General features: G+C 69.5%; 22 protein-coding genes. 10 read left to right on the forward strand and 12 right to left on the reverse strand.

What is annotated here, in order from left to right; genetic code table 11:
* From ACO073_RS05725 to ACO073_RS05745, 5 genes are read right to left on the reverse strand one after another with little or no spacing between them, the layout of a single operon-like run.
* Nucleotides 1-1,620, reverse strand: coding sequence for an arylsulfatase (locus ACO073_RS05725; RefSeq protein WP_421996166.1), 1,620 nt, complete (start codon nt 1,618-1,620; stop codon nt 1-3).
* 29 nt (nt 1,621-1,649) lie between these two features.
* The gene (locus ACO073_RS05730) at nt 1,650-2,708 is read right to left on the reverse strand and encodes an ABC transporter ATP-binding protein (RefSeq protein WP_421996168.1); all 1,059 of its coding nucleotides are present in this window, start codon (nt 2,706-2,708) and stop codon (nt 1,650-1,652) included.
* Nucleotides 2,705-3,544: a carbohydrate ABC transporter permease gene (locus ACO073_RS05735; protein WP_421996170.1), complete on the reverse strand. Its 840-nt coding sequence runs from the start codon at nt 3,542-3,544 to the stop codon at nt 2,705-2,707. Before ACO073_RS05735 ends, ACO073_RS05730 begins: the two co-directional genes overlap by 4 nt.
* On the reverse strand, nt 3,541-4,440 hold the full coding sequence (locus tag ACO073_RS05740) for a carbohydrate ABC transporter permease (RefSeq protein WP_421996172.1): 900 nt from the start codon (nt 4,438-4,440) through the stop codon (nt 3,541-3,543). Before ACO073_RS05740 ends, ACO073_RS05735 begins: the two co-directional genes overlap by 4 nt.
* A gap of 8 nt (nt 4,441-4,448) precedes the next feature.
* On the reverse strand, nt 4,449-5,864 hold the full coding sequence (locus tag ACO073_RS05745) for an ABC transporter substrate-binding protein (RefSeq protein WP_421996174.1): 1,416 nt from the start codon (nt 5,862-5,864) through the stop codon (nt 4,449-4,451).
* Between the two features lie 154 nt (nt 5,865-6,018).
* Here ACO073_RS05745 and ACO073_RS05750 point away from each other — a divergent pair, with 154 nt between their 5' ends.
* The 4 genes from ACO073_RS05750 (at nt 6,019) to ACO073_RS05765 (ending at nt 10,614) form a co-directional block, all read left to right on the forward strand.
* Nucleotides 6,019-7,071 carry a LacI family DNA-binding transcriptional regulator gene (locus ACO073_RS05750; RefSeq protein ID WP_421996176.1) on the forward strand — a complete coding sequence of 351 codons (1,053 nt, stop codon included), beginning with the start codon at nt 6,019-6,021 and terminating at the stop codon, nt 7,069-7,071.
* A gap of 65 nt (nt 7,072-7,136) precedes the next feature.
* Nucleotides 7,137-9,170: a PAS domain-containing protein gene (locus ACO073_RS05755; RefSeq protein WP_421996178.1), complete on the forward strand. Its 2,034-nt coding sequence runs from the start codon at nt 7,137-7,139 to the stop codon at nt 9,168-9,170.
* An 87-nt stretch (nt 9,171-9,257) separates the two neighbouring features.
* Nucleotides 9,258-9,635, forward strand: coding sequence for a rhodanese-like domain-containing protein (locus ACO073_RS05760; RefSeq protein WP_421996180.1), 378 nt, complete (start codon nt 9,258-9,260; stop codon nt 9,633-9,635).
* A gap of 160 nt (nt 9,636-9,795) precedes the next feature.
* Entirely contained in the window at nt 9,796-10,614 is an 819-nt protein-coding gene (locus ACO073_RS05765) for a universal stress protein (protein ID WP_421996182.1), read from the forward strand.
* A gap of 111 nt (nt 10,615-10,725) precedes the next feature.
* On the opposite strand, the gene ACO073_RS05770 is transcribed toward ACO073_RS05765, so the two are convergent.
* Nucleotides 10,726-11,262: a GNAT family N-acetyltransferase gene (locus ACO073_RS05770; protein WP_421997401.1), complete on the reverse strand. Its 537-nt coding sequence runs from the start codon at nt 11,260-11,262 to the stop codon at nt 10,726-10,728.
* A 156-nt stretch (nt 11,263-11,418) separates the two neighbouring features.
* On the opposite strand from ACO073_RS05770, the gene ACO073_RS05775 reads away from it, so the two are divergent.
* The 3 genes from ACO073_RS05775 (at nt 11,419) to ACO073_RS05785 (ending at nt 13,339) form a co-directional block, all read left to right on the forward strand.
* Complete coding sequence (locus tag ACO073_RS05775) at nt 11,419-11,655, forward strand: type II toxin-antitoxin system HicB family antitoxin (RefSeq protein ID WP_421996184.1); 237 nt, start codon at nt 11,419-11,421, stop codon at nt 11,653-11,655.
* A gap of 21 nt (nt 11,656-11,676) precedes the next feature.
* On the forward strand, nt 11,677-12,375 hold the full coding sequence (locus ACO073_RS05780) for a RibD family protein (RefSeq protein WP_421996186.1): 699 nt from the start codon (nt 11,677-11,679) through the stop codon (nt 12,373-12,375).
* 91 nt (nt 12,376-12,466) lie between these two features.
* Nucleotides 12,467-13,339 carry a TauD/TfdA dioxygenase family protein gene (locus ACO073_RS05785; RefSeq protein ID WP_421996188.1) on the forward strand — a complete coding sequence of 291 codons (873 nt, stop codon included), beginning with the start codon at nt 12,467-12,469 and terminating at the stop codon, nt 13,337-13,339.
* A gap of 677 nt (nt 13,340-14,016) precedes the next feature.
* Here ACO073_RS05785 and ACO073_RS05790 read toward each other — a convergent pair.
* On the reverse strand, nt 14,017-15,159 hold the full coding sequence (locus ACO073_RS05790) for a CaiB/BaiF CoA transferase family protein (protein ID WP_421996190.1): 1,143 nt from the start codon (nt 15,157-15,159) through the stop codon (nt 14,017-14,019).
* Between the two features lie 198 nt (nt 15,160-15,357).
* Here ACO073_RS05790 and ACO073_RS05795 point away from each other — a divergent pair, with 198 nt between their 5' ends.
* Complete coding sequence (locus ACO073_RS05795; RefSeq protein WP_421996192.1) at nt 15,358-16,506, forward strand: amidohydrolase family protein; 1,149 nt, start codon at nt 15,358-15,360, stop codon at nt 16,504-16,506.
* Between the two features lie 124 nt (nt 16,507-16,630).
* Nucleotides 16,631-16,891, forward strand: a complete 261-nt coding sequence (locus ACO073_RS05800; RefSeq protein ID WP_421996194.1) for a hypothetical protein — start codon at nt 16,631-16,633, stop codon at nt 16,889-16,891.
* Nucleotides 16,892-16,903: 12 nt separating this feature from the next.
* Here ACO073_RS05800 and ACO073_RS05805 read toward each other — a convergent pair whose 3' ends face one another.
* The 3 genes from ACO073_RS05805 to ACO073_RS05815 are packed head-to-tail and all read right to left on the reverse strand — an operon-like array spanning nt 16,904 to nt 20,054.
* The gene (locus ACO073_RS05805) at nt 16,904-17,875 is read right to left on the reverse strand and encodes a hypothetical protein (protein ID WP_421996196.1); all 972 of its coding nucleotides are present in this window, start codon (nt 17,873-17,875) and stop codon (nt 16,904-16,906) included.
* A gap of 1 nt (nt 17,876) precedes the next feature.
* Nucleotides 17,877-19,349: an MBOAT family O-acyltransferase gene (locus tag ACO073_RS05810; protein WP_421996198.1), complete on the reverse strand. Its 1,473-nt coding sequence runs from the start codon at nt 19,347-19,349 to the stop codon at nt 17,877-17,879.
* A 36-nt stretch (nt 19,350-19,385) separates the two neighbouring features.
* Nucleotides 19,386-20,054: a glutathione S-transferase family protein gene (locus ACO073_RS05815; RefSeq protein ID WP_421996200.1), complete on the reverse strand. Its 669-nt coding sequence runs from the start codon at nt 20,052-20,054 to the stop codon at nt 19,386-19,388.
* Nucleotides 20,055-20,125: 71 nt separating this feature from the next.
* Here ACO073_RS05815 and ACO073_RS05820 point away from each other — a divergent pair, with 71 nt between their 5' ends.
* Nucleotides 20,126-21,505, forward strand: coding sequence for a leucyl aminopeptidase family protein (locus ACO073_RS05820; RefSeq protein ID WP_421997403.1), 1,380 nt, complete (start codon nt 20,126-20,128; stop codon nt 21,503-21,505).
* A 44-nt stretch (nt 21,506-21,549) separates the two neighbouring features.
* On the opposite strand, the gene ACO073_RS05825 is transcribed toward ACO073_RS05820, so the two are convergent.
* Together ACO073_RS05825 and ACO073_RS05830 are read right to left on the reverse strand one after the other, a co-directional pair.
* A complete protein-coding gene (locus ACO073_RS05825; RefSeq protein WP_421996202.1) occupies nt 21,550-22,485 on the reverse strand; it encodes a 2-hydroxyacid dehydrogenase in 936 nt (311 codons plus the stop codon).
* Between the two features lie 10 nt (nt 22,486-22,495).
* Nucleotides 22,496-23,464 carry a TAXI family TRAP transporter solute-binding subunit gene (locus ACO073_RS05830; protein ID WP_421996204.1) on the reverse strand — a complete coding sequence of 323 codons (969 nt, stop codon included), beginning with the start codon at nt 23,462-23,464 and terminating at the stop codon, nt 22,496-22,498.
* Nucleotides 23,465-23,545: the final 81 nt, after the last annotated feature.

Here is a 23,545-nt window from a genome sequence, read left to right on the forward strand (position 1 = left end):
CTACTTCTCCCAGAAGGCGCGCGTCACGCCCTGGCTCGCCATCAGCTTCACGATCTTCTCGCGGTCGAGCACGCCGCAGCGCGTCGCCCAGGCATCGTACTGGCGCGCCATGTCGGCGACGCGGTCGGGGTGCTGCGCGGCAAGGTCGTTGAGCTCGGTGCGGTCGCTCTCCATGTCGTAGAGCTCCCAGGCGCCGGGATAGTTGCGCACCAGCTTCCACCGGCCGATGCGCACCGCGGCGTTGCCCTCGTGCTCCCAGAACATCGGCGGCCGCTCGATCCCGTCGGTCGCGAAGGCCGGCGCCAGCGACTTGCCCTCCAGCGGTTCGATCGTCTGCCCGTCCCAGCTCTCGGGATAGGCGGTGCCCGTCACGTCGAGGATGGTCGCCATGATGTCGGGCAGGTAGCCCGGCGTGTGGCGGACCTGGTTGGCGTCCTTGATTCCGGCCGGCCAGTGCACGATCAGCGGCGTCGAGATGCCGCCTTCGTGGATCCAGTGCTTGTAGAGACGGAACGGCGTGTTCGACAGGTTGGCCCAGGCGGTGCCGTAGCTCTGGTAGGTGTTTTCCGGTCCCGGCATGCGCGACGGGTCGTTGCCGAAATGCACCGGCTCGCCGGCGCGGGTGTGCGACTTGGCGATCATGAGCTTGTGCACCAGCTCGTCGACCGTGACGTTCTCGGGGATGTCCTCGGCGCAGGCGCCGTTGTCGGCCAGGAAGATCACCAGCGTGTCGTCGAGCTGGCCGTTGCGCTCCAGCGCCGCGAGGATGCGGCCGATTCCCTGGTCCATGCGGTCGATCTGGGCGGCATAGACCTCCATGCAGCGCAGCAACCAGGCCTTGTGGTCGGCGTCGGTCCACGGCGGCTGGGTCTCGTCGCGCGGGCTGAGCTTCCAGGCGTCCTTCAGGATGCCCGAGCTCACCAGCCGGTCGAGCCGCTCCTCGCGCAGCCGGTCCCAGCCCTTGTCGAAGCGCCCCTTGTACTTGGCGATGTCCTCGTCGTGGGCGTGCAGGGGCCAGTGCGGCGCGGTGTAGGCGACGTAGGTGAAGAACGGCGTGTCCGGCTGCGTGCGGCAGTGCTCGTCGATATAGGCGACGGCCTGGTTGCTGATCGCGTCGGTGTAGAAGAACGAGGGGTCTTCCTTGGCCTCGTGCTCGATATTGTCGTTGCCGCGGGTCAGCGTGTTGGGATCGTAGAAGCTGCCGGCGCCGATGATCGTGCCGAAGAAGGCGTCGAAGCCGCGCTGCATCGGCCAGGTGTCGGTCGGCCTGGTCAGGCTCGACGCGACGTGCCACTTGCCGCTCATGTACGAGCGGTAGCCGCTCGCCTTCAGCGCCTGGGGGATTGTGACGCAGCGCCTGTTCAGGTTGCCGGCATAGCCTTCCGGGCCCGAATCGTAGGTCAGGATGCCGACGCCTGTCTGGTGCGGATGCAGGCCGGTCATCATCGAGGCGCGCGAGGGGCTGCAGCGCGCGGTGTTGTAGAACTGCGAGAAGCGCAGGCCCTTCCGCGCCAGCCGGTCGAGGTTGGGCGTCTCGATCTCGCCGCCGTAGCAGCCGAGATCCGAGTAGCCCATGTCGTCGTTGAGGATCAGCACGACGTTCGGCTTCTTCCTGGTCATCGCTTCATCCTTGGCATTCTGCGGCGCGGTCACAGCCGCCGGCCGCTCTCGGGGTCGAACAGGTGAGCCGCCTCGGGCGCGAAGCCCAGCGCGACGGCGGCGCCGGCCGGCTGGTCGGGCGGCCGGTCGGTCTTGATCTTCACGAGCTGGTCGGCGGCGCGCAGGCTGACGATGGCGCTGTCGCCCAGGTCCTCGACCCGCTCGATGCGGGCCGGCAGGCCCTGGGCTGCCAGCCTGAGGTCGCTCGGGCGGACGCCCAGCATCACCGGCCGCCCGGCCGGCGTGGCCTCGGCCACGGGAAGCGCCTGGCCGGCGACGGTCACGGCATTGCCGGCCCAGGTGCCGGGCAGCAGGTTCATCTGCGGCGTGCCGACGAAGCCCGCCACCGCCATGGTGGTCGGCCGCGAGAAGACCTCGCGCGGCGTGCCGACCTGGGCGACGCGGCCCTCCATGAACACCGCGATTCGGTCGGCCAGGGTCATCGCCTCTTCCTGGTCGTGCGTGACGTAGACCGTCGTGGTGGCGAGCCCGCGCTGCAGCGCGTGCAGCTCGAGCCGCGTTTCCAGCCGCAGCTTGGCGTCGAGGTTGGAAAGCGGCTCGTCGAGCAGGAACAGCCGCGGCCGCCGCACGATGGCGCGGGCCAGCGCCACGCGCTGCTGCTGGCCGCCCGAGAGCTGGCCGGGCCGCCGCTGCAGCAGGTGGCCGATGTTGACGCGCCCCGCCGCCTCGGCGACGGCGCGCGCGATCTCGCCCGCCGGCGTGCCGACCATCCTGAGCGGAAAGCCGATGTTCTCGGCCACCGTCATGTGCGGGTAGAGGGCGTAGCTCTGGAACACCATGGCGACGTCGCGCGCGCCCGGCTCGCGATGGGTGACGTCCTCGCCGTCCATCAGGACGCGGCCGCCGCTCACCGTCTCGAGCCCGGCCAGGATGCGTAGCGTCGTGGTCTTGCCCGAGCCCGAGGGGCCGAGCAGCACGAAGAATTCGCCCGGCCGCATCTCGAGGTCGATGCCGTGCAGGACGGTCGTGGCGCCGTGGCGCTTCACGACGCCTTCGAGGCGCACGCTGCCGGTGGTGGTGGTGCTCATCGCCGGCCGCCGCCCTTCACGGCGCCCACGGTGAGGCCCTTCACGATGTGGCGCTGGGCGAAGATGCCGACCAGGATCACCGGCGCCATGGCCAGCATGGCGGCGGCGGCGAGGCGCGACCACTGGGTCTGCTCGACGGAGATGAAGTTGAACATGGCCACCGTCACGGTGCGGACCTGGTTGCCGCCGAGCACGACGGCGAACATGAATTCGTTCCAGGCGTTGAGGAAGACGAAGATCGCCGTGACCGCGAGGCCGCCGCGCACCTGCGGCAGGATCACGTACCACAGGGTGCGCAGCCGGCCGGCGCGATCGAGCAGGGCGGCCTCCTCCATCTCGAGCGGCACGTCCTCGAAGTAGGAGACCGACAGCCAGATGGCGAAGGGCAGCGAGAAGGTGAGGTAGATGACGGTGAGCCCGCCGTAGGTGTCGAGCGCGCCGAGCTTCTGCAGAGCCATGTAGTAGGGGATGATCAGCCCGACCGGCGGCAGCATCTGGGTGGCGAGCACGTAGAAGCCCGAGGCCCGCTTGGCCGGATAGCGCAGGCGCGCCATCGCATAGGCCGCCGGCACGGCGAACAGCATGGTGAGCGCCGTCGTCGCCACCGCCAGCACCAGGCTCGACGCGAGGTTGGGCAGGATGGACGAGGAGCCGAAGATCACCTCGCGATAGTTGTCGAGCGTCGGCGTGAACAGCCAGACCGGCGGATAGGCCAGCACGTCGCGCTCGGTCTTGAACGAGGTCAGCAGCCCCCAGATCACCGGGAACACCCAGATCGACAGGCCGATGCCGGCAAAGGCCGCGAGCACCAGGCGGCGGGCGAGCGGCCGCGTCATGCGCGGGCCCGCCGCAGGCGGAACATGAACCACGAGATGGCGAGCGTGATCGACAGCAGCACGACGGCGAGCGAGGCGCCGTAGCCCAGGTTCAGCTCGGTGAAGGAGGTGCGGTAGGCGTAGAGGTTCAGGATCTCGGTCGCCGAGCCCGGGCCGCCGCCGGTGGCCGCGAAGATCGCCGCGAAGGCCGACAGCGCCGTCATCAGGCGCAGGATCACCACCATGACCACGGCCGGCCGGATCAGGGGCAGGGTGATGTGGAAGAAGGTCTGCCATGGCCCGGCGCGGTCGAGCCGCGCCGCCTCGTAGACGTCGGGCGGCAGGGTGGCGAGCGTCGCCAGAAGCACCAGGAAGGCGAACGGCGTCCACTGCCAGGTGTGGATGGCGATCACCGAGATCAGCGCGAGCTGCGGATCGCCCAGCCAGTTGTAGCTGCCGAGCCCCAGCGAGCGCGTCACGAGGTCGACGATGCCGAAGTCCGGCGCCAGCACCAGGGTGCGCCAGAACAGGCCGACCACGACCGGGGCCAGCACGATCGGCAGGATGGCGGCGATGCGCAGCAGGCCCTGGCCGCGCGGGAACTGCATGACCAGCAGCGCCAGCGACAGGCCGAGCACGACCTGCAGCACCACGGTCGAGCCTGTATAAATGAAGGTGAGGACCAGCGAGTTCCAGAAGCGCGGGTCCTCGCCCATCTTCAGGTAGTTGTCGATGCCGGCGAAGCCCGACAGCCACGGCATGCCGAGGTCGATTCGCTGCAGGCTGGTCCAGCCGAGATAGACCAGCGGCGCCGTCGTGGTGAGCAGCAGCAGGACGAGCGCCGGCCCGAGCAGCGAGAGCGCGAAGCGGCGCTCCCGGCTCTCCAGCGTCGGCATCTCCCCGGCTGCTGTCGCCACGTCGCCGCTCAGCCCTTCATGATCTGGTTGATGCGCGCCTGGGCCTCGTCCAGCGCCTCCTTGGGCTTCTTCTGGCCGACCAGCGCCGACTGGATCGCCGTGCCCATGGTCTCGCCGATCGCCGGCCACTGCGGCACGCGCGGCCGCCAGTCGACGTCGGTGTCCTGCTCGAGCGATTCGAGCGCCGCCGTGATGAAGTTGTCGCCGGCGTTCTTCATCGCCGCGGCGAATTCCGGCGAGCGCCAGAGCGACAGGCGGTTGAGGCCCGACCGCTTGGCCGGCCCGTCGAACTTCCACGAGGTCCGCGCCTGGGTCTCGGCCGAGGTCGCCCAGGTGATGAACAGCCAGGTCGCCTTCTTGGCCTTGTCGGACAGCGCGGCGTTGACCGGGAAGCCCCAGTTCCACAGCGAGCTGACGCGCTTGCCGCTCGGTCCCTTGGGCCAGCGGGCGTAGGCGATCTTGCCCACCACCTTGGACTTCTCGGGATTGGTGATGACGGCGGCCGACGAATGGGCGTCGATGTAGGTCGCGATCGTGCCCTGCGAGAAGGCGTCGGCGATGTCCGGCCAGTTCCAGTTGCGCACCGCGGGCGGCGCGTACTTGTTCAGCGTGTCGACGTACCAGGTGAGCGCCTCGACCGCCGGGGCCGAGTTCACCACGATCTGCTTGCCGCTGCCCCAGTTGCCGCCGAAGCCGCGCAGCAGCGAGGGATAGATGTACATGTTCTGGCCGGCGCCGGCGAAGCCGCGCAGGGCGAGCCCGTACTGGCGCGCCGCCGGATCGGTCAGCGCCTTGGCGTTGGCCACCAGCTGGTCGTAGGTGTCGGCCGCCTTCAGCCCCTTCGCCGCATAGAGGTCCTTGCGATAGACCTGCAGCGTCACCTCGCCGTCATAGGGCACGCCGTAGGGCTTGCCGTCGATCGAATCGGCCTCGCGCCACGCCTTGATGATGTCGTCGTACTTGAACCAGGCGGGATCGGTCAGCTTGGCGTCGGACAGGTACTTGTCGAGCGGCTCGACCCATTTGTTGGCGACGTAGAGCGCGTAGTACATCGGGTCGGCGGCATGGGTCGCGTAGGTCGCCGTCTTGGACGACAGGTCGAGCATCGCCTTCTGGCGGATCTGGCCCGGCGGCACCTTCTCGAAGCGCAGCTTGATGCCGGTCAGCGCCTCGAATTGCGGCTGCAGGCTGATCAGGTTCTCGAAATAGGAAGCGGGGATCACCGCCACGGTGATCTGCTCGCCCTGCGCCTGCTTCCAGTCGATCTTGGCCGCCTGGTAGGGCGCGAGGTCGGCGCCCTGCGCCCAGGCGGGCGCGAAGGCGGAACCGGCGGCGGCCGTGGCGAGGCCGGCGCCCGCGGCATAGCGCAGGACGTCGCGGCGGCGGGGGGCGGTCGGATGGCCGTCTCGGCGGTGGTCGGTCATTGCTGTCTCCTCCTTCGCGGTTTTCAGTTGGCCGTTTATGTATTCGATTACATCAAGGCTAACAGCATCGCCCGCCGCTCCGCAAGAAGGCAGAATCTTTAGGCCTTGCTGCCGTTCCGCCCTGCATGTAATCGAGTTCAAGTCCCGCCGCCGCATGCCCAACGAAACCCAGGACGAGATCGCCGTCCGCCGCCCCGGCCAGCGCGCCAGCGCCAAGGACGTCGCCCGTCTGGCCGGCGTCTCCACCGCCACCGTGTCGCGCGTCATCAATTCGGCCGAGCAGGTCGACGCCGACACCCAGGCGCGTGTGCGCGACGCCATGAAGAAGCTGCGCTACGTGCCGCACGGTGCGGCGCGCGCGCTGCGCTCCGACAAGAGCCGCATGATCGGCGCCGTCGTGCCGTCGTTCAGCTATGCGCTCTACGCCCGCACGACCAGCGCCATGCAGGCGGTGCTGGACGCCAAGGGCTACTCGCTGGTGCTGGCCGAGCATCATTACGACCTCGCCAGCGAGCTGCGCATCACCGAGCAGCTCGTCGGCCGCGGCGTCGACGCCTTCGTGTTCGTGGGCGTGCACCACGATGCCGGCCTGTTCGCGCTGCTCGAGGATTACGGCCGGCCCTACGTGCTGACCTGGGTGGTCGACCCGATGCGCCAGTACCCCAGCATCGGCTTCGACAATCGCGCCGCCACCTTCGAGATGACGCGCCACCTGGTCGGGCTCGGCCACCGCCGCATCGGCCTCCTGAGCGCCGTCACCGAGGGCAACGACCGCGCCACCGAGCGCGGCGCCGGCATGCGCGCGGCGCTGGCCCAGGCCGGCCTGTCGCTCGATCCGCGCCACGTCCAGTTCGGACCGATCGACCTCCATGCCGCGGCGGACATGATGCGGCGCCTGCTCGCCGTCGAGCCGCGGCCGACCGCGGTGGTGGCGACCAACGACGTCTTCGCGGTCGGCGCCATGATGGCCTGCCGAGAGGCGGGCGTGCGCATCCCCGACGACATCTCGATCACCGGCGTCGACAATACCGACCTCGGCGCGACCCAGACGCCGCCGCTCACCAGCATCGGCACGCCGATCGTCGAGATCGGCCGCGCCGCCGCCGAGCAGGTGATCGCCCGCCTCGAGGGGCGGCCGTTCGAGTCCTTCCAGACCCTGCCCTTCGAGCTGGTGACGCGCGGCAGCACGGCGGCGCCGAAACCCTGATCCTCGGCAGGCCTTTGCGAGCCGGCTGATTTCCAGCCGGACCGAAAAAGCTCTAGTCTGCCGCCATGAATGCCGATGCCCAGCCGCGCGGGAACGACCTGCGCTATCAGGCGCTGTTCGATTCCCTCGACGAAGGCTTCTGCATCATCGAGTTCCTCGACGGCCCGCACGGGCCGCTCAGCGACTACATCCACATCGAGGCCAACGCCGCCTATGCGCGACATGCCGGCATCCCCAATGTCGTCGGCCAGAAGGTGCGCGAGATGGTGCCGGACGAGGCGGCCGGCTGGGTCGAGCTCTATGGCGGCGTGCTGCGCACCGGCGAGCCGATCCGGTTCCAGCGCGAGCTGGTCGCCACCGGCCGCCATCTCGAGCTCGCCGCCTTCCGCCTCGAGCCGGCGAGCCTGCGCCAGGTTGCGGTCCTGTTCCAGGACATCACCGCGCGCAAGCGGGCCGAGGACGAGCTGCGCCAGCTCAACGCCACGCTCGAGGCGCGCGTCGCCGAAGCGCTGGCCGAGCGTCGGCTCCTGGCCGAGATCGTCGAGGGCACCGACGTCTTCGTCCAGGTCGTCGACCGCGACTTCCGCTGGCTCGCCGTCAATCGCGCCTCGGCGCGCGAGTTCCAGCGCATCTACGGCGTCCTGCCGCGGGTCGGCGACAGCATGCTCGACCTGCTGGCCGACCGGCCCGAGCACCAGCGCGCCCTGCGGGCGATCTGGCAGCGTGCCCTCGACGGGGAGGAGTTCGTCGAGATCGGCGAGTTCGGCGATCCGGATCGCGACCGGCGCTCCTACGAGATGCGCTTCAGCACCCTGCGCAATGCCGATGGAAAGCCGATCGGCGCCTACCAGTTCGTCTACGACGTCACCGAGCGGCTCGCCGAGCAGCGTCGCCTCCGCATCGCCGAGGAGGCGCTCCGGCAGTCGCAGAAGATGGAGGCGGTGGGCCAGCTCACCGGCGGCCTGGCGCACGACTTCAACAATCTGCTGGCCGGCATCACCGGTGCCTTCGAGCTGATTCGCTCGCGGCTGGCGCAGGGCCGCAGCGAGGATGTCGAGCGCTACCTGACGGCGGGTCTCGGCGCGGCGCGGCGGGCGGCGTCGCTCACCCATCGCCTGCTCGCCTTCTCGCGGCGCCAGACCCTGTCGCCCAAGCCCATCGTCATCAACCGCCTGATGGCCGACCTGTCGGAGCTGGTGCGCCGCACGGTCGGTCCGTCGATCGAGGTCGAGACCGTCGCCGCGGCCGGCCTGTGGCCGGCCATGGTCGACGCCAACCAGCTCGAGAATGCCCTGCTCAACCTCTGCATCAACGCGCGCGACGCCATGCCCGACGGCGGCCGCATCACGCTCGAGACCGCGAACAAGTGGCTGGACGAGCGCACGGCCTCCGAGCGCGGCCTGACGCCGGGCCAGTACGTCACCGTCTGCGTCAGCGACACCGGCACCGGCATCGACAAGGCGATCATCGACCGCGTCTTCGATCCCTTCTTCACCACCAAGCCGACGGGGCAGGGGACCGGCCTCGGCCTGTCGATGGTCTACGGCTTCGCCCGCCAGTCGGACGGCCATGTCCGGATCTACTCGGAGCCTGGGCAGGGCACGATGGTCTGCATCTACCTGCCGCGTCATCTCGGCGCCGAGAAGGCCGAGGCGCCACCGGCGCCGGCGCCGGCCTCGAATTCCGCGGCGAGCGCCACGGTGCTGGTCGTCGACGACGAGCCGACCGTGCGCATGCTGATCGTCGATTCGCTGAGCGACCGCGGCTATGCCTGCCTCGAGGCCGGCGACGGCGCCGACGCGCTGCGCCTGCTGCGCTCCGACGCGCATATCGACCTGATGGTGACCGATGTCGGCCTGCCGGGCGGGCTGAACGGCCGGCAGGTCGCCGACGCCGCCTGGGAGACCCGGCCCGACCTCCGCGTCCTGTTCGTCACGGGCTATGCCGACAATGCCGTGCTGAGCCACGGCCATCTCGCGCCCGGCATGGAGGTGCTGACCAAGCCCTTCACGATCGACGAGCTGGTGCGCCGGGTCGAGAAGATGCTGAGCGCCCGCACCGCACGCTCCGACACCGCCCGGTCCGACGCTGCGAAGTGACCCAGTGCCACCTTTGCAAAGCACGGCGGTTCGGGCTTTAGTGGCCCCGCGAGACCATCGCGTCACGACCGACCGGAGAGGAAGCCCATGAAGACCGTCCAGGGGATGCTCGAGGAAGCCAACGCCGCCGTGCCGCGCGTCAGCCCCGACGATGCCAAGAAGCTCGTGGGCAAGGCCGACGTGCTGTTCCTCGACGTGCGCGAGCCGCCCGAGGTCGCCGCCTCGGGCAAGGTGCCGGGCGCCGTCGCCGTGCCGCGCGGCCTCGTCGAGTTCCGCGCCGATTCGGCCTCGGCCATGCACGACAAGGCGTTCGACAAGGCCAAGACCGTGGTCGCCTACTGCGCGTCCGGCGGCCGCTCGGCGCTGGTGCTGAAGACGCTGAAGGACATGGGCTACGAGAAGGTCCTGAACCTCGGCGGCTTCAAGGGCTGGGTCGATGCCGGCGGCGAGGTCGAGAAGGCCTGACGCCGCGCCTTCTGTTTCTTCCGGACCGCGAGCCTCCCCGCTCGCTCATGAACTCATTGCGCGGGTCTTGCGCCCCCGCGGCCCCGAAGAGCCGCATCCCGCGGCTTTAACTTCCGCCGGCCTCGTCTAAACTCGCTCCGCAATTCAGGGGCGGGGGAAAGTGTACAAGTCGATACTGGCGGTTTCCGAGGGCGGCCCGGACGCCGAGATGTCCTTTCGCCTCGCCGCGCGCATCGCGGCGCTGTTCGACGGCACCGTGGACGCCGTCCATTTCGCCGAGCATCAGGCGGGCGACGCCAGCATCACCGTCCAGTCGTTGCCGTTCCTGGCGCGCCTGTCCGACGAGCGGCGGACGGGGAGGGCGGCCGAATCGCAGCGATGGTTCCGCGAGCTCGTGGCACCTCTCCCGGGCGCCACCTTCACCGGCGAGCAGGCGATGACGGGCGACGCGCTGGTGCGCCTGGGGCGGTTCGCCAATCTCATCGTGATCGGCCGGCCGGGCGCCGACGACGAGAACATCTCGCCGGGCACGGTCAAGGCCGCGATCTACGACTGCGCGCGTCCCGTCGTGATCGCCCCGCCGAACGTCAGGCCCGGCCGGATGGCGTCGGTGCTCGTCGCCTGGAACGGCAGCGCCCAGGCCGCCCGCGCCGTCGGTGCGGCGATGCCCTTCCTCGAGCGGGCGGAGAAGGTGACGGTTCTGGTGTCCGACGACCCGGCGGAGGAGACCGGCACGCCCTTCCTGACGCGCTATCTCGCCCGTCACGGCATCGCCGCGACGTTCGACACCGCGCCGTTCCACGCCCTCACCGGCCGCAGCCGCGGCCGCGCCCTCCTGGCCCATGCGCGGGAGCAGGGCACGGACCTGCTGGTGATGGGCGCCTACGGCCACGGCGAACTGTCCAACTTCCTGGGGCTGGGCGGCGCCACCGCCAAGGTGATCTCGTCCTGCCCCATCCCGCTCCTGCTGGCGCACTGAAGCGCTATCGCCATTCCTTGGCGCGTCGTTGGAGCGCGGACCTCCAGGTCCGCATCATGATCATGAGCGGACCTGGAGGTCCGCGCTCCGATCGCTCCAGGTCGCGACCCTCTAGAACCCCGGCGGCTCCGTCGTGCCGGCGCCGATCGTGCGCTGCATCAGGAGACTGTCGGTCCACCGGCCGAACTTGTAGCCGACGCCTTCCAGCAGGCCGACGCGGCGGAAGCCGAAGGCTTCGTGCAGGGCCTGCGAGGCCCGGTTCTCGGCGTCGACATAGGCCAGCATCTGGCGGAAGCCCGCTTCCGTGCAGGCCTCGACCAGCGCCGGCAGGAGCCGGCGCCCGACGCCGCTGTGCAGGTGGTCGGGATGGACGTAGATCGAGTGCTTGACCGCATAGCGGTAGGCCGGGCGCTTGCGGAAGGGCACGGCATAGGCATAGCCCACGACCATGCCGCCGCGCTCCGCCACCAGGTGCGGCAGCTTGCGGCGCAGCATGTTCTTGCGGCGGCGCTTGATGTCCTCGTCCTGCAGCGGCTCGGTTTCGGCGACGGTGACGCCGTTGCGGACATGGTGCTCGTAGATCGCCAGCATCGCGGGCACGTCCGCCTCGGTCGACGGGCGCACCACGAGGTCGCTGGATTCGCTCATCGGCAGGTTCAAGGCGGCGGCTCCTTCGCGGGCGATCAAGCACGGCTTGATGACGGTTTCGTGTCGGCCCGTCTCGCTCCTGGTTTGATCTGGATCAAGGACGGCGTTGCCGCCCGCCCGTGTGCTTCGACGGTGATGCAAGCCGCCTACTATTCCTTGATCAGACGAACGGCGGAGGGGCAGTTCGTCGGCTGGATCCCGTCCCTGCCCGGGGTCACGGCCTGCGGCGACAACGAGGACGAGATCATCCATCGCCTGTCGCGCGAGGCCCGGGCGCTGCTCGACAGGATCGTCGCCCGGGGACTTCGGCTGCCCACGCCCGCCGCGCCGGACACGCTGCCGCTCGGCGATCGTCACGGTCTCTATCGCCGGGTCCTGCTTGTGCTGGGCTGAGAAGCGACCGAAGCTTCGCGCATGAAGCCCCACGTGATCTGCCACATGGTGTCGAGCGTCGACGGCCGCACCTGGCAGAGCCGCCAGCGTCCGGCCCGCGAGAAGTCGGGCAACCTGTTCGAGGTCCTGCACGACAAGCTGGGCGGCGACGCCTGGCTGGTCGGGCGTGTCACCGGCCGCGAGTTCGCCAAGCGGGACTCCTATCCCGCGACGCCGCCGCGCGAACCCCTGCCGCGCACGCCGTGGTTCGCGACCCGCGACGCCAGGGTCTGGGGCGTCGTGCTCGATGCCGAGGGCAAGATCGCCTGGGGTCGCGCCGACATCGGCGGCGATCCCATCCTCGTCGTGCTGACCGAGGCCGTGCCGGATTCCCATCTCGCGGCGCTGCGCGCCGACGGCGTCTCCTACGTCTTCGCCGGCGAGCGCGAGCTCGACCTGGCGCGCCTGCTGGAGATCCTGAACCGCGAGCTCGGCATCGAGCGCCTGCTGCTGGAGGGTGGCGGCAAGGCCAACGGCTCCTTCCTGCGCGCCGGGCTGATCGACGAGCTCAGCCTCGCCATCGTGCCGACCGTCGACGGCGCGCGCGGCGGTCCCTACGTCTTCGATTCCGCGACCGAGATGCAGGGCCCGACGGCGCCGGTCACGGCCATGACCCTGAAGAGCTGCGAGCGGCTGGAGGGCGATGCGCTCTGGCTGCGCTACGACATCGTCAACGGCTGACGGCCGCCTCCCGGCGACCGCAGGGCGGGCAATTGCGGCGGCGGCCGCAATCGGCCTATCGTTCCTCCAACGAGACCATCAGGAGGAAACCATGGCCATCACGGTGGTGCCGCGCCATCCGGCGCTGGGCGCGGAGATCCGCGGCGTCGACATGCACTGGCCGCTGGACGAGGCGACGCGGCGCGCGGTCCACGAGGCCTGGATGGAGCATCTGGTCGTGGTGTTTCCCGATCAGGACATCAGCGACGCCGAGCATGTCGCCTTCACGCGGAACTTCGGCGAGCCGGAGATCTTCCACCAGACCTCGCTCGGCCTGCGCGCCGACCGGGTGAAGGAGATCTTCCTCGTGTCCAACGTCGACGAGAGGAACAACCTCCTGAAGCCGTCGACGCCCTCGCAGGTGCAGCTTTCCTCGTCGCGCCAGTGGCACACCGATTCGAGCTACCGGCCGATGCCCTCGATGGGCTCGCTGCTGCACGGGATCGAGATCAGCCGCACCGGCGGCATCACCCAGTTCATCAACATGTACAAGGTCTGGGACGACCTGCCCGACGGGCTGCGCCGCCAGGTCGAGGGCCGCCGCGCACGGCACGACTTCGCCATGCTGAGCCGCCTGGTCGGCTCGCCGCCGCCGACCGGCGAGGAGCGCGCCGCCATGCCGCCGGTCTGGCATCCGATGGTGCGCCGCCATCCGGTGACCGGCCGCACCTCGCTGTTCATCAGCTCGATCTACAACGACGCCATCGAGGGGATGGAGGAGGGCGCGTCCCGCCGGCTGATCGAGGACCTGTCGGACTTCGCCGCCCAGCCGCAGTACATGTACCGCCATGTCTGGGAGCCGCACGACGTCCTGATGTGGGACAATCGCTGCACCGTGCACGCCGTCACGCCCCACGATCCCGCCGAGCGCCGCGTCATGCACCGCACCACCATCGTCGGCGCCGAGCCGGTCGTGGCGGCCTGACTCTTCATGTCATCCCGAGCCCCTTCTCATGTCATCCTGAGCGAAGCGAAGGATCTCATGCCGGTTGCAAGCGGCGATAAGGTCCTTCCCTTCGGCTGCGCTCAGGGCAGGCGCTGCGCTCAGGACGACAGAAGTGTGGGTTGATCCCGCAATGATGGCATCACCGACGAGCCGGTGACGGTGGCCTGAGCCGCTCAGGGCGCGGGCAACACCTCGCTGTCATCCCGAGCGAAAGCGAGGGACCTTTCTGTTGTCCGAAGGCCCCTCGCTGCGCTCGGGGTGACAGCGGAGCAGACGCGTCAGGCGCGGCTCCGTGCGCTTCATGTCATCCTGAGCGCAGCGAAGGATCTCATGCCGTTGGCAAGCGGCGACGAGGTCCTTCCCTTCGGCTGCGCTCAGGGCAGGCGCCTCGCTCAGGACGACAGAAGGGTGGGTCGACGGCATTGCTGGCACGAGAGGTGACGGCAGTGCCGTCACGCCGCTGAAAAATCACCAGGGTTGGTGGGATGGCGGCCCGGGCCCGCTATTTGGACCCCCTTCTGGAGCGCCAAAACTCGCGACGGCGGCGGGCGCTCTCCGCCTCTCCCCGGTGCGAAAAAACTATAGTTATTGAAAACTACTGCGTTTATCGATAGAGTGGTGTCCGCCGTCCCGCTCTATCCCTCGTCCATCCGACGCTATTTCAGCGGACCCAGCACCTCGTCCGTGTGCTCGCCGAGCGCGGGCGAGGGCCGGGTCGACAGCGGGCGCTTGCGGTCGAAGGTGATGGGCAGGCCGACGACCTTCGGGCCGCCGCCCGGCAGCTCCTGCACGATCTCCGAGGCGGCGAACTGCGGCGTGTTGGCGAGCTCGCCGATGTCGTTGACCGCCGCGCAGGGCACGCCCGCCTTCTCGAAGGCCTCGATCCAGGCGTCGCGCGTCCGGCCGCGCATCGCTTCGGCGATCATCGGCAGCAGCTCGCCCTTGTTCTTCACCCGGGCCGCGCTCTTGGCGTAGCGCGGGTCGGTGGCCCAGTCGGGATGGCCGAGCACCTGGGCCGCGCGCGCCCACAGCCGGTCGTTGCCCGGTGCCAGGCAGAGCGACTTGCCGTCGGCCGTGTCGAAGGTCTGGTAGGGCACGATCACCGTGCCGCCGGTGCCGTGGCGCTGCGAGACCGTGCCGTTGGCCAGGTAGTTGTTCACCTGGCCCTCGACCCAGTGCACCGCCGAGTCGAACAACGAGGTGTCGACCAGGCAGCCCTTTCCGGTCTTGTCGCGCAGCCGCAGCGCCGCCAGCGCGCCGATGGTGCAGAACATGCCGGTCGCCTTGTCGTTGATCGAGGCGCCGCAGAAGGTCGGCGGATCCTCGGGCCGGCCGGTGACCGACATCATGCCGCCATAGGCCTGCAGCAGCGGGTCGAAGCCCGGCTTCATCTTGAGCGGGCCCTGGTAGCCGAAGGCCCAGATGGAGCAGTAGATCAGCCGCGGATGGCGTTCGAGCATGGCCTCGGGCCCGATGCCGATCTCGTCGACCACGCCCGGCCGCAGGTTCTGGATCAGGATGTCGGCCGTCTCGCAGAGCCGGTGGAGCTTGTCCACGTCGGCTGCCGCCTTGAGGTCGAGCGACACCGAGCGCTTGTTGCGGTTCTGGCTGTAGAAATAGAGCGAGGTCACGCCGTCGGGCCCGTAGGGCGGGCCCCAGATGCGGGCATCGTCGCCACCGTCGGGCTTCTCGATCTTGATCACGTCGGCGCCCATGTCGGCCAGGATCACGCCGGCCAGCGGCCCGGCCAGCGCCTGGCCGACCTCGATCACACGAATGCCTTCGAGCGGCAGGGTCACGTTGCCTTCTCCGTTGTTTCAGGCCGGCCTCGGCGGCAACCGCCGCCGGCCCTCCCGCGAAACGAGCGCCCGCTGAGCGGAAATGCACCTTGGCGCCATCGTGACGGGGGCCTTAGCATGCCGTCGTCGCGTCGCGTAGTACCCATGTCTTTCCTTGGACGTCTTCCATTGGACGTCTCCCAGCGGACGGAGCGCGCCATGCAGCACAAGCTGATTTCCGGCGACAACCACATCGACCTCACCTACTGCCCGCCGGACCTGTGGTCCTCGCAGGCGCCGGCCAAGTGGAAGAAGAACGCGCCGCGCGTCGAGGAGCGCAACGACGGCCAGCACTGGTTCGTCGACGACAAGGACCGCGGCATGTGGAACGGCGTCGGGCCGGGCTTCCTGCCCTACACCAAGGGCTCGTTCGGCCATGTCGACGAGATGAAGGAGGCGGGCTTCGAGTGGGACAGCTACCCCGGCGCCCAGCCGCGGCCGACGACGCCGGAGCTGCGCATCGCCGACCTCGACCGCGACGGGCTCGAGAAGGAGATCATCTACGGCTGCCTGATGATCAACGACCTGATCGACGACGTCGAGCTGCGCGTCTGGTCGAACGCCCGCTACAACGACTGGGCGGCCGACTTCGCCCGCCGCGCCGATCCCAACCGCGTCTTCCCGCTGGCCATCATCCCCAACACCGATCCGCAGGCGGCGGCCGACGAGGTTCGGCGCTGCGCGAAGATGGGGCTGAAGGGCGGCGACCTCGCCTTCAAGCGCATGGGCCTGCCGCTCTACCATCACGACTGGTACAAGCTGTGGGAGGCGTCGGCCGAGTGCCGGTTCCCGATCTCCTTCCACTCGACCGGCTTCAAGGCGGTGCGCGCGCCCGACACGCCGGAGATGGAGAAGGAGTACTTCGTGCAGCACCGGCTGGTGCGCTCGGCGCTGTTCCAGCTCGACACGATGGAGGTGCTGGTCTCGCTGCTCGCCTCCGGCGCCTGCGAGAAATATCCCGACTTCAACTTCGTGCTGGGCGAATCGGGCGTCACCTGGCTGCCTTACGTCTTCGACCGGCTCGACACCGAGTATCACGACCGCGCCCGCGCACTCGGCTTCAAGATGAAGCCCTCGGACTATTTCCGCCGCCAGGGCTACGTCACCTACCAGCAGGACAAGTACCTGGAACCCATCGTGCCTCTGATCGGCGAGGACAACATCATCTGGGGGGCCGACTATCCGCACCCCGATTGCATCTGGCCGAACTCGCGCGAGACGCTGCGCGAGAACCTGTCGGGCTTCTCCGAGACCGTTCAGAAGAAGATCGTCCACGACAACGTGGCGCGGCTCTACGGACTGAACTGACGGCGACGGGCGGCGGCGGAATGCCGCTTCCCGTGTGCCGGCGAGGCTCGACATTGCCGGCGACAGCGGGCAGAAGGGGGCCGCCCCATGCGGGCCCCTCCCCACAAGCTGATCCGAAGGTACGATGTCGATTCAGTATTTTGCCCGGGTGAAGTCGGCCGAGGACCACGAGGCGCTTCAGCGGCTGGTCCGTCACTATCCGTCCTGCAGCTACGAGGAATGGCACTTCCGCGAAGCCAAGAAGATGGCCGACTGGAAGTCGCGCCGGCATGCCGTGAAGATGGTCGACGTCACGCCGGCCGAGTTCTCGGCCTATTGCGAGAAGAACAAGGCCAGGCCCGACCTCACGACGTTCCTCAAGTTCCTGAGCGACAAGGCCTTCTAGGAAAGCGTCCGGTCAGCGCCACGCGCCGCAGGCGCGGCCGACCGGATCGAGGGCGCGCAGGAAGGCGTCCGACCAGGCGACGGCGCTCCGCCCGTCGAGATGGACATGGTCGATGGTGGTGAGGCCTTCGACCGCCGGCGCGATGACGCGCACGCCCAATTCTTCGGGCAGCCGCTCGGCCAGCCGCCTCGCATAGAGATCGCCCGCCGCCGACGGCACCGCCGTGAAGACGACGCAGCGCGCCTCGAGCCGGGCGAGGAAGGCCGGCGCGATCGCGAGCGCGCGCTCGAGCCATGCCTGCAAGGCGGCCTCGTCGACCGGTGCCGGCGCCTCGGTTGGATAGGCCGGGTCGGGATCGGGCCGGAAGGAAGCGACATCCCACTGGCCCGTGACCCGCGAGCGCATCATCGCCGGAACGCCGCCGCAGCCCGGCGCCTGCGGCCAGCGGCGGCAGGCCCAGGCGCGCGGCCGCTGCGCGAGCGACTTGAAGACGGCGTCGATCCAGCCGGCGATGGGGTGCTGCAGCGGAAAGGCCGCGGGCTCGGTGATGCCGTCGGTGAAGAAGGGATCGACGTTGATCACTACCAGAGCCGGCCGGGCGGGATGGCGCTCCAGCACCAGCCCGGGAAAGCGAGACTGCTCGCCGTGGCCGAAGCCCATCAGGAAGAACGGCGTGTCGCGCGCGGCGAAGAACGGCGCGACGTTGGCCCGCGAGAAGGCGTACTGCATCTTCGAATTGCCGAGGAAGAGCACGCGCGTCGCCGCCAGCGCCCCGGCGGTGCGCTCGAGGCCGAAGTAGAAGGCCTCGTGCTCGAAGTCGCCGTAGTCGCGATCGAGGCAGTAGGCGATGTAGGCGTTTTCGGTGGGCTGGCGGCCGTCGCATTTGGCGACGGCGGCGACGTAGCTCGCACCGCTGGCGAGGAGCCAGAGCAGCGGGAACAGGACCGCGAGCGCCAGGAGATAGCGGAGCGAGAGCGCGCGCACGTCAGAACTGGAAGTAGAGGAACTCGATGCGCGGCCGCGTCGGCATCAGCGCGAGCGCGAAGCAGAGCGCAGCGGCGGCGGCCCAGGCGAGGCTCGGCCGCCAGGCCAGGCGCTTCCAGGCGGGCCGGCGGTCCTCGGCGAGATGGCGCCGCGTGTTGGCGTCCGACAGCAGGAAGCCGCGGCGCAGCAGCTGCACCGTGTTGGGCAGCAGCCAGACGGCGGCCAGCAGCGCCGCGAGACGCAGCCAGTCGGGGAGGGATGGCGCGTGGGCCTCTGCCGCGCCGCCGAGGCCCGCCAGGGAATCGAACATCAGCCGCGCGGCGGCGAAGGTCTCGGAGCGGAACAGGACCCAGCCGAGCATCACCGCGAGGAAGGTGATGGCCACGCCGGCCGGTCGCGGCAGGCGCGGCGCGCGCAGCCCCTCGCGCCAGGCATGGGCCGCGAGCAGCAGCAGCCCGTGGTAGAGGCCCCACAGGATGAAGGTCCAGCCGGCGCCGTGCCACAGGCCGCCCAGCACCATGGTGAGCAGCAGGTTGACGTGGCGCCGCGCCGGGCCGCGCCGGTTGCCGCCCAGCGGGATGTACAGATAGTCGCGCAGGAAGCGCGACAGGGTGATGTGCCAGCGGCGCCAGAAGTCGACGATGCTGGCCGCCTTGTAGGGCGAGTAGAAGTTGGGCGGCAGCCGCACGCCGAACAGCAGCGCCAGCCCGCAGGCCATGTCGGAGTAGCCCGAGAAGTCGAAATAGAGCTGCAGCGTGTAGGCGAGCGTGCCGGCCCACGCCGCGGCCGGCCCGGGCGCGAGGCCCTGTGCGGCGTCGCCGAAGGCGAGGTTGGCCAGCGGCGCCACGCCGTCGGCCAGCACCACCTTCTTGAACATGCCGACGGCGAACAGGGTGAGGCCGGCCGCCACCTGTCCGGCGGTGGGCCCGCCCAGGCGGCCGGGCCGGAGCTGCGGCATGATCTCGGCGTGGTGGACGATCGGCCCGGCGATCAGCTGCGGGAAGAAGCTCACGAACAGGGCGAAGCGCAGGAAGCTCCGGTCGCTTGCGTGGCCGCGATAGGAATCGACCAGGTAGGCGATCTTCTGGAAGGTGATGAACGAGATGCCGAGCGGCAGCACGATCGCGCCGACCGCGAGGTCGAGGCCGAGGACCGGGTCGAGGTTGGCGACCAGGAAGCCGGCATACTTGAACCAGGCCAGCACGCCGAGATTGGCCGCGATGCCGGCCGCCAGCACGGCCTTGCGCCCCGGTCCCGGCGCCAGCCGGTCGAGCCAGCGGCCGAGCCCGTAGTTGACGACGATCGACGGGACCAGCAGCCAGAGGTAGGCGGCGTTCCAGAAGGCGTAGAAGAACAGCGACGCGGCGATCAGCCAGGCCACGCCCGCCAGGTAGGCCAGGCGGCGCAGCAGCAGGAAGCCGACGAACGTCGCCGGCAGGAACAGGAAGACGAACTCGAAGGCCGTGAACAGCATGCCGCCGCCGTCCGGCTGTGCGCCTCCCGCCGCTGCCTAGTCGAGCTCGTAGCCGGCGATCAGCCAGGGCTCGTTCTTCGCGGCGTCCATCCACTCCTTCATGGCGGGATAGGCGAGCACGGCCTTGCAGTAGGCATCGGTGTCGGAATCGACGGTGACGCCGTAGGTCCGCAGGCGCGTCACGACCGGCGCGTACATGGCGTCGGCGGCGCCGATCTGGCCGAACAGGAAGCCGTCGTCCTTGGGCGCCGCGCCGGCGAAGCGCTTGCGGCAGTCGCGCCACATCGAGGTGATGCGCTCGATGTCGGCGCGCACCGCCGAGACCATGCCCTTGCCGGGATAGGAGGCGCGGATGTTCATCGGCATGTTGTTGCGCAGCTCGACGAAGCCGGCATGCATCTCGCAGGAGATGGAGCGGGCGTGCGCGCGCGCCGCCGCCGAGGCCGGCCACAGGCCCGCCTCGGGCTTGAGGTCGTTCAGGTACTCGCCGATGGCCAGCGAATCCCACACCGCGAGCCCGCGATGCATCAGCACCGGCACGCGGCCCGAGGGCGTGTACTTGCGGATCGTGGGCTGCGTCTCGGGCAGTTCGAGCGGGACGACGATCTCCTCGAACTCGATGCCGGCGATGCGGGCCATCAGCCACCCGCGCAGCGACCACGACGAATAGTTCTTGTTGCCGATCACCAGCGTGAAGTCGGCCATACACCCTCCTTGCCAGCCGGACGATTTGGCCGGCACAGTGTCCGTTGCACTATAGAATCGCGAGCATGTCCATGGCGTTGCCGTTCGTTGACCGGTCTCCTTCGTCATTGCCCATACAGGTTGTCGGGCAATCGTCGTGGCGATCGTGGCTGAAGCAGCAGTCGGCGGCGCGCCGCGGCTGGCTGGAATCGTCGGGTGTCGAGGGCAAGGCCGGCGACCTCGCGGTTCTGCCGGGCCGCGACGGCAAGGCGGCCGGCGCCGTGCTGGTCGTGCCGGCCAAGCCCGTGCTGTGGGATTTCGGCGGCCTGGCCAGCCGCCTGCCGGCCGGGACCTGGCGGCTCGCCTCGGACACCGCGCCGGTGTCGCCGACCGACGCCGCCGTCGCCATCGGCCTCGGCACCTGGCGCTTCGAGCGCTACCGTTCGCGCAAGGCGAAGGCCGGCGCGAAGATCCTGTGGCCGGAAGGCGCCGACAGGGCGCGCGCCAAAGCGATGATCGAGGCGATCTCGCTCGCCCGCGACCTCATCACGACGCCGTCGTCCGACATGGGACCGGCCGAACTTGCAGAGGCCGCGCAGGCGCTCGGCAAGGCGCACGGCGCCAAGGTGAAGGTGATCACGGGCGACGATCTCCTGAAGCAGAACTACCCGATGGTCCACGCCGTCGGCCGGGCGAGCAGCCGCGCGCCGCGCCTGATCGACCTCACCTGGGGCAAGGAGACCGATCCCCGGGTCACGCTGGTCGGCAAGGGCGTGTGCTTCGACACCGGCGGCCTCGACCTCAAGCCGGCCGCCGGCATGCTCAACATGAAGAAGGACATGGGCGGTGCGGCGACCATGATGGCGGTCGCGTCGATGGTGATGGCCACCGGCCTGCCGGTGCGCCTGCGCCTGCTGGTGCCGGCGGTCGAGAACAGCGTGTCGGGCAACGCCTTCCGGCCGCTCGACGTCGTGCCGACGCGCAAGGGCATCAGCGTCGAGATCGGCAACACCGACGCCGAGGGCCGCCTGATCCTGTGCGACGCGCTGCACGAAGGCGCGTCGGAGAAGCCGACCATGATGGTCGACTGCGCGACGCTGACCGGCGCGGCGCGGGTGGCGCTGGGCACCGACCTGCCGGCGCTGTTCTGCAACGACGACGCGCTGGCCGACGACCTGATCGAGGCCGGCAAGGCGGTCACCGACCCGATGTGGCGCATGCCGCTGTTCGCCGGCTACCGCCGCCTGCTCGACAGCAAGGTGGCCGACATCAACAACGCGCCGTCCGCGCCGTTCGGCGGCGCCATCACCGCCGCGCTCTACCTGCAGGAATTCGTGCCCGACGACGTGCCGTGGGCGCATTTCGACATGATGGCCTGGAACAACACCAGCCGCCCCGGCCGTCCCGAGGGCGGCGAGGCCCAGGCCGCCCGCGCGATCTTCGCGGCGATCGAGAAGCGGATCAGCAAGTAGTTCATGTTCCTCTCCCCCTTGGGGGGAGAGGCTAGGTGAGGGGGTCAATACCCCGTCTTGGGATCGACCGTGTTGATCAGGGGCTGGCCGGCGCGCAGGCGCCTGATGTTCTCGATGATGCCGGGCGAGGCGGTGCGCGGGTTGGTGGCGCCGGCGATGTGCGGCGTCACGTGCACCCGGGGATGCGTCCAGTAGGGATGATCGGCGGGCAGCGGCTCGGTGTTGAACACGTCGAGCGCGGCCCCGGCAAGATGGCCCGAGTCGAGCGCCGCCAGCAGGTCGGCGTCCACGACGTGGCCGCCGCGCGCCATGTTGACCAGGTAGGCGCCCTTCGGCAGCGCGGCGAAGGCGCCCGCGTCGAGGATGCCCTTCGTGTCGCGGGTGAGCGGCAGCACGTTGACCAGGATGTCGCTGCGCGCCAGCAGCGCCGCGAGGCCGTCCTGGCCGTGGAAGGTCTCGATGCCGGGCAGGTCCTTGGCCGTGCGGCTCCAGCCGGCGGTCGGGAAGCCCAGCGCGGCGAACTTTCGCGCGGTGTCCTGGCCGATCACGCCCAGTCCCAGGACGCCGACGCGGCGATGGATCGTGTCGACGAAGTCGAGCGCCTTCCAGGTCCTGGCCCGCTGCAGCTCGGCGTACTTGTCGATGTCGCGATGGTGCCGCAGCGCCCAGAAGATGGCGTACTCGCTCATCTGGCCGACCAGCCCGTCGTCCATGATGCGCACGATCGGCACGTCGGGCAGCCGGTCGTCGGTCAGCAGGTGATCGACGCCCATGCCGAGCGAGACGATCAGCCGGATGTTCCGGAACGAGGCCAGGAGCCCGCGGTCCGGCTTCCAGGCCATCGCGATCTCGATGTCGTCGGTGTTGCCCAGGCCCCCCTTGAGGGTCCGGAAATCGAGAGGGCCGAGGGCATCCTCGAGCACCTTCTTCCAATGCAGGCCGTCAGTGTCACGGCTGACGTAAGCGATCGCGTTCGACACGCGGGCGAGACTACTTCGGAAGCGTCGCGGGGTCGAGCTTGATGCCCTTCTCCTTGTAGTAGCGCACGGCGCCCGGATGGAAGGGCAGGACGGTGTTGCGCGACGCGTTGGCGGCGATCGTCGCCTTGCCGGCCGGATGGGCGCGGGCCAGCGTCGCGCTGTTCTCCAGGACCGTCCGCGTGATCGTGTAGGCAAGATCGGCCGGCATCTCCTTGTTGGCGATGGCGAAGTTGAACAGGCCGACGGTCTTCTGGTCGGCGGTCTGCTGCTTGTAGATGCCCTTGGGAATCACCGTCGCGGTGAATTCCGGCATCGCCTTGTGAATTGCCGCCAGCTCGGCGTCCGTCCAGGTGAAGAAGGAGACCGGCTCGGCGGCGTCGAGATCGGCGAAGGCCGGGATGGGCAGGCCGGCGGCGGAGCAGAAGGCGTCGACGACGCCGTCCTGGAGCTGGTGGCCCATGTCGATGTTCTGCCCGTTGCGCACCGACACCTTGATGCCGAGCGCCTCGAAGATCATCGGGAAGTAGGTTCCCGGCGTGCCGGCCTTGGGGCCGACGCCGACGGTCTTGCCGTCGAGCCCGCGGAAACCGGAGATGCCCGACTTCTTCAGCGCCACGCACTGCAGCGGCGTGTCGTACATCGGGAAAAGCGCGCGGACGTTCTCGAGCTTGCGCCCTTTGGTCCAGGGCGCCGTGCCGGTGAAGCCCTGCAGGGCGACGCCCATCGTCACCATGCCGAGCGCCATCTTCTGCTCGTCGACCAGGATCATGTTCTGGTTCGGGCCCTGCGTCTGCTGGGTGGCCACCGACAGCCGCGCCTTGTCGGTCAGCAGCCGCGCCACGGCCTCGCCGTAGACGAAGTAGGTGCCGCCCACCGAGGCCGTTCCCAGGGTCAGCGTGCCGCTCTGCGCGGAGGCGGTGGTGGCGGCGGCGAGAAGAACACCGAAGGCGAGGACCCCGCGGCGGAGCATGGCGCTCATCTCTCGTTCACTCCCCTTTGCGTGCTACGCGTGCCCGTTCGACGCGGCGAGCATCCTCTGGTGGGCGCGAGGGTCGCCGGA

Source organism: Reyranella sp., from assembly GCF_965229815.1.
Lineage (GTDB): Bacteria > Pseudomonadota > Alphaproteobacteria > Reyranellales > Reyranellaceae > Reyranella.